Here is a 5,000-nt window from a genome sequence, read left to right on the forward strand (position 1 = left end):
TGGCGGTGCTGGCCGGCCTGCAGCCGGCGGTGCGGCGCGCCAGCTCGGGCGGCCAGGCCCCGCCCCCCGGCAAGAGCGACACCAGCCTGGTCATGCGGATCCGGGACCGCATCGCGGAGCAGGGGGCTAACCCCTTCCTCGCCGCCAGCGGCCAGCCCTGCGGCGAGGTGCCCTGCCTGGGCGGGGTAGCCAAGGACTGCCTGAGCGTGATGGCCTGCTCCCTGCTGCAGGCCAGCCGCTCTACCAGCGTCCCGCTGCCCATCCTCGTGGCGCAGACCAAGAAGGAAAGCCACTTCTGGCCCGCCGGCAGTAACGAGGACACCTTCGGGGTGCCCTACCTGCAGGAGAAGCTCGAGGGCGTGGAGGGCTGCCCCAACCCCTGGCCGGTGGTGCGGGTGGGGAGGGGCGGCTCGAGGCAGAAAGGCTGGCCCATCGGGCCGCTGCAGACCAAGCCCGCCGCCTTCTGCCAGGTGGGCATGAAGGCCTCCGACCTCTACGACGTTCCCATCGGGGAGCGCATCCGCCTGAGCATCCTGGCCGGGGCCAAATACATGGCGTGGCTCAAGAACAAGCGCCTGCCCGGCCGTAGCTGGGCCGATTGCCTCCACGCCTATAACGTCGGGCCCGGGGCTTTCGAGAACGGCAGTCGCAACCACGACTACGTTAATGAAATCCTGGCCGACGCCGCCCGCTACACCGAGCTGGCCTAGAATCGCCTTGCGCGGGTCCGGTCTGCCCTCGCCACCCCGTAGCACACCCCCGGAGCGGTCGTGGCCGGGGGTGGGGTGCGTTCTGTTAATTACGTAAGCGCCCAGTTCGGGGTGCCGGCACCAGCTCGTCAGGGGCCCGCGGAGATCTCGCCAGCAACCCGGCGGGCTCAAGGGTCGCGAAGTCCGTGCAGGACGCAAAGACTTAAGAACCTGGCTCTAATCCGTTCTGCGATCGCGAAGATGAGAGATTCTGTTTTATACAGATCATCTGCGTGGGAGGTTCGCGGCGTAGTATTTCATCCACCCTATGCAGCGTCGATCGGCGAATAAGACCGTGGCATTGATGCTGACGTACTTCTGAGCTGGCGCGGCTATCGGTACGGACAGAGTTTTGCTTTGCTTATCAAAGCTGATTGCGCTGATTCCAGTAGACAGAACTTGCTTAGTGGTGATACTGTTTCCTCTCGAATCTTTGTGCTCGAGCCAAACAGTCACCGACTTCACGGGCATGGGCCAGGCGGTTTTACCCGAGTTGATCTGCTCCACCTTCCATCTATCGTCCCAATCGCGCGTATGTCGCTCTATAAACTCCCAGGTATTGGGTTCAAAGGGAAGCTGCAAATACAGCTCTGAGCCCTTCATGAAGGCTTTGGCTGGGATGCTATCGACGAGTAGAGCGTAAAAGGTTCTCTCCTCATCGCACAGGTAGCCGCTATACTTCCATTCCAAGCGCTCCCGGTACCACTCAGCGTCCTGTGCTAAGCTCAGAACTCCCAAGAAAAGCCCGAAGATAACGGTTTTTCTAAGCATACTTAGACCTCTTATGAGGTTTATCACACGAGGGGTCACTGCCTCGAGACTTTTGCACAAACGGTACTTTGTGCATTCTGCAAGGCCGCACGTGCCCCACGGGGTTCTGGCAATGCAAATACCCCCTGCATAATGGGGTCATGATCTACGGCTACGCGCGGGTGAGCACCAAGGACCAGGACCCCTCCGCCCAGGTGGCCGCCCTCGAGGCCGCCGGCTGCCAGCGGGTCGTGACCGAGCACGCCTCGAGCCGGCTGTGGGAGCGCCCCCTGCTCCAGGGCCTGCTCGGGCGCCTCGAGCCGGGCGATACCCTCACCGTCTGGCGCCTCGACCGCCTGGTGGGCCCGGTGGAGCACCTGGAGCGGGTGGTGGGGCTCCTCGAGGCCAGGGGCTGCACCCTGCGGAGCCTGAACGAGCACATCGACACCTCCAACGCGGTGGGGCGGATGTTCGTGCAGTTCATGGGGGTGCTCAACGAGTACCGGCTGAACTACATGCGCGAGAACACCCTGCTGGGCCTGGAGCAGGCCCGGGCCGAGGGCCGCCGGCTGGGGCGCCGCCCCAAGCTGTCCGAGCCGCAGCAGCGGGCGGCGCTGGAGATGGTGGCCGCCGGGAGGTCCCGGGCCGAGGTGGCCCGGCTGTTCGGGGTGGACGCGGCCACCGTGGCCCGCCTGGTGCGGCGCCACGGGGGCGGGGCGGCCGCTCAATCCACCAGGGAGTAGTCGAGGCGCACCCGGCGGCCCAGGTGGTCCTGCAGCGCCTTGAGCGGGGTCCGCCAGCCGAGCGCCATGTGCTCGCGGCGCTCGTTGTACACCTTGAGCCAGGCCACCAGCGTGGCCGCGGCGGCCGCCGGCGGGACGAAGGCGTAGAAGTCCTCCTTGTCGGTGCGGTGGGAGCGCTCCACCCGGCCGTTCTGCTGGGGGCGGCCCGGCTGGATGAGGTGGTGGCGGATGCCCAGCTCCTCGAGGGCCCGCTCGAAGGGGTGCGGGCGGTGCACGTGGTTGTAGCCGGCGAAGGTGAACTCCGCGCCCCAGTCGGTGCTCACGGTGCGGATGGGGAAGGGGAAGAAGCGCGCGCAGCGCCGGATGAAGTCCACCGCGCTGGCCGGGCTGATGTCCTCGTAGATCCGCACGAAGCGCACCCGGGTCAGGCACTCGATGGCGGTGAACTGGTAGGGCCCGCCGGAGGCCACGTACTTCACGTCCACCTGGACCCAGCCGAAGGGGTAGGAGGCCTTGCGGGGCGGCTTCCGCTTGCGGGCGGCGCGGCGGGCCAGCAGGCCCATCCGGTGCAGGGCGCTGTAGTAGGTCGAGGTGGACACCCGCACCCTGCGCCGGCGCAGCTCGCGCAGCAGGCGGTGCCCGCGCAGGCCCCGCTCCCACAGCGGGCGGATGCGGCGCTCGAGGTCCTTGCGGGCCCGGGTGCGCCGGGGGCGGTTGGAGCGGTTGTAGAGGGCCTCGAAGCGCCTCCCGCAAGCCCGCCAGCGGCGGTGCCACTTGGTGACGGTGGAGTGGTGCACCCCGTACATGGCGGCCACCTCGCGGCAGCTCCTGCCCCGCTCCACCTCGAGGCACCACTTGAGCCTCTGGCGCGCGAGGGTCAGATGCGCTAACCTGTTCACGGGTACATGCCCCCCGCGCCGATCACCCACCGCATGGGAGCCGTCGGCGCGGGTTTTCCGTTGTCGATTCCGGGTCGATGACGATGGCGCGGGGGTTGCAGCGAGACGATCCATACGACGGCGAAGGGACGCATGGCGCAGGGTTGTATAGCCTGCGCGCCTATAAATCAACAGCCTAGAAATTGACCCAGGCACCTCCGGGATGGGTTGTGACAAATGACCCAGCGCGATGGGCTCGTATGGTATTAATTCGTTGGATTCTGTCGGCGATCTATCCGAACGTTTCAGGACTGCGATTTCACCCCCTTGCATAAGTCCCTTAGGCCCTGTATACTCACGAGGTTGCGTTGCCTCGAGACTAGCCCCTAGCCTCGAGGTCACATCGGTTGCGCCGGGCGGAAGCTTGGCCACAGCGATTCTTGAGAATCCAGGGGCGAACCCAGGGCTGCTCCAGCTCGGCTCGCCTCTCGCCTAGAACCCCGCACCGAGCGCAACCTGCGTCAAGACGCAGAAACCCCAGCGCCGAGGTGCGGGGTTCAGCTTTGGGCCGCGCGCGGCCCGCATGGGAAAGGAGTGGTTACACTGCCAACGATCAACCAACTGCTTCGCAAGGGCCGGGCTCCGGTCGCCAAGAAGAGCAAAGTGCCCGCCCTCAAGGGCAGCCCCTTCCGCCGGGGCGTCTGCACCGTGGTGCGCACCGTCACCCCCAAGAAGCCCAACTCGGCGCTGCGCAAGGTGGCCAAGGTGCGCCTGAGCAGCCTCTACGAGGTCACGGCCTACATCCCCGGCGAGGGTCACAACCTGCAGGAGCACAGCGTCGTGCTCATCCGCGGGGGCCGTGTGAAGGACCTGCCGGGCGTGCGCTACCACATCGTGCGCGGCACCTACGACACCCAGGGCGTCAAGGACCGCAAGAAGAGCCGCAGCAAGTACGGCGCCAAGCGACCCAAGGCCGACGCCAAGGGCGGCGCTAAGAAGTAAGGGGGAGAGGGATGTCCCGCAGAAGACAAGCTGAAGTACGGCAGCTCGAGCCCGACCTGGTCTACGGCGACGTGGTGGTCTCGGCCTTCATCAACCGCATCATGCGCGAAGGCAAGAAGAACCTCGCCGCCCGCATCTTCTACGACGCCTGCAAGATCATCCAGGAGAAGAGCGGACAGGAGCCCCTCAAGGTCTTCCGTGCCGCCGTGGACAACGTGCGCCCCCGGGTCGAGGTGCGCAGCCGCCGCGTGGGCGGGGCCAACTACCAGGTCCCCGTAGAGGTCTCCCCCCGTCGCCAGCAGACCCTGGCCCTGCGCTGGATCACCGCCGCCGCCGAGGGGCGCAGCGAGCGCACGGCCGCCGCCCGCTTCGCGGCCGAGCTGCTGGACGCCGCCGAGAACAAGGGTGGGGCCATTAAGAAGAAGGAAGACGTCGAGCGCATGGCCGAGGCCAACCGCGCTTACGCCCACTACCGGTGGTAATTATGTCTGCCAAGGTTGAGAACGCCCTCAAGCTGACCCGTAACATCGGGATTGCCGCGCACATCGACGCCGGTAAGACCACCACCACCGAGCGCATCCTCTACTACACCGGCCGCATCCACAAGATCGGCGAGGTGCACGAGGGTGCCGCCACGATGGACTGGATGGAGCAGGAGAAGGAGCGCGGCATCACCATCACCGCCGCGGTCACCACCGCCAACTGGAAGCACCAGAAGACCGGGGTCGAGCACCGCATCAACATCATCGACACCCCCGGCCACGTGGACTTCACCATCGAGGTCGAGCGCTCCATGCGCGTGCTCGACGGCGCGGTGGCGGTGTTCGACGCTTCTCAGGGCGTGGAACCCCAGTCCGAGACCGTCTGGCGCCAGGCCG

Annotated in this window: 7 protein-coding genes (1 of these 7 running past the window's edge); 5 read left to right on the forward strand and 2 right to left on the reverse strand. The window is 66.4% G+C overall.

The window, feature by feature from the left end:
- A partial coding sequence (locus tag MEICH_RS27030) for a lysozyme family protein (RefSeq protein WP_051304042.1) occupies positions 1-710 on the forward strand: 710 nt, incomplete at its 5' end.
- A gap of 264 nt (positions 711-974) precedes the next feature.
- Here MEICH_RS27030 and MEICH_RS0107785 read toward each other — a convergent pair.
- On the reverse strand, positions 975-1,520 hold the full coding sequence (locus MEICH_RS0107785) for a hypothetical protein (RefSeq protein ID WP_027892132.1): 546 nt from the start codon (positions 1,518-1,520) through the stop codon (positions 975-977).
- 140 nt (positions 1,521-1,660) lie between these two features.
- Between MEICH_RS0107785 and MEICH_RS0107790 the strand changes: the two genes are divergently transcribed.
- Positions 1,661-2,242: a recombinase family protein gene (locus MEICH_RS0107790; protein ID WP_018467843.1), complete on the forward strand. Its 582-nt coding sequence runs from the start codon at positions 1,661-1,663 to the stop codon at positions 2,240-2,242.
- On the opposite strand, the gene MEICH_RS27035 is transcribed toward MEICH_RS0107790, so the two are convergent.
- Complete coding sequence (locus tag MEICH_RS27035; protein ID WP_169336609.1) at positions 2,224-3,141, reverse strand: integrase core domain-containing protein; 918 nt, start codon at positions 3,139-3,141, stop codon at positions 2,224-2,226. The two genes, MEICH_RS0107790 and MEICH_RS27035, sit on opposite strands and share 19 nt — an antisense overlap.
- Positions 3,142-3,714: 573 nt before the next feature.
- On the opposite strand from MEICH_RS27035, the gene rpsL reads away from it, so the two are divergent.
- The 3 genes in view from rpsL to fusA are tightly spaced (at most 11 nt apart) and all read left to right on the forward strand, a layout consistent with a single transcriptional unit that may run on beyond the window.
- Positions 3,715-4,122, forward strand: coding sequence for a 30S ribosomal protein S12 (rpsL, locus tag MEICH_RS0107800; RefSeq protein ID WP_027892133.1), 408 nt, complete (start codon positions 3,715-3,717; stop codon positions 4,120-4,122).
- An 11-nt stretch (positions 4,123-4,133) separates the two neighbouring features.
- Positions 4,134-4,604, forward strand: a complete 471-nt coding sequence (rpsG, locus tag MEICH_RS0107805; RefSeq protein ID WP_027892134.1) for a 30S ribosomal protein S7 — start codon at positions 4,134-4,136, stop codon at positions 4,602-4,604.
- 2 nt (positions 4,605-4,606) lie between these two features.
- On the forward strand, positions 4,607-5,000 hold the 5' portion of the coding sequence (gene fusA, locus MEICH_RS0107810) for an elongation factor G (protein ID WP_027892135.1). Its footprint extends 1,700 nt past the window's final position; only the first 394 of its 2,094 coding nucleotides appear in the window; the start codon lies at positions 4,607-4,609; the stop codon falls past the right edge of the window.

The sequence above is a fragment of the Calidithermus chliarophilus DSM 9957 genome, from assembly GCF_000430045.1.
Lineage (GTDB): Bacteria > Deinococcota > Deinococci > Deinococcales > Thermaceae > Calidithermus > Calidithermus chliarophilus.

Excerpts from the sequence above, each read along its gene's own strand:
- MEICH_RS0107785 (WP_027892132.1), bottom strand. The coding sequence starts at position 1,520 with ATGCTTAGAAAAACCGTTATCTTCGGGCTTTTCTTGGGAGTTCTGAGC.
- MEICH_RS0107790 (WP_018467843.1), top strand. The coding sequence starts at position 1,661 with ATGATCTACGGCTACGCGCGGGTGAGCACCAAGGACCAGGACCCCTCC.
- rpsG (WP_027892134.1), top strand. The coding sequence starts at position 4,134 with ATGTCCCGCAGAAGACAAGCTGAAGTACGGCAGCTCGAGCCCGACCTG.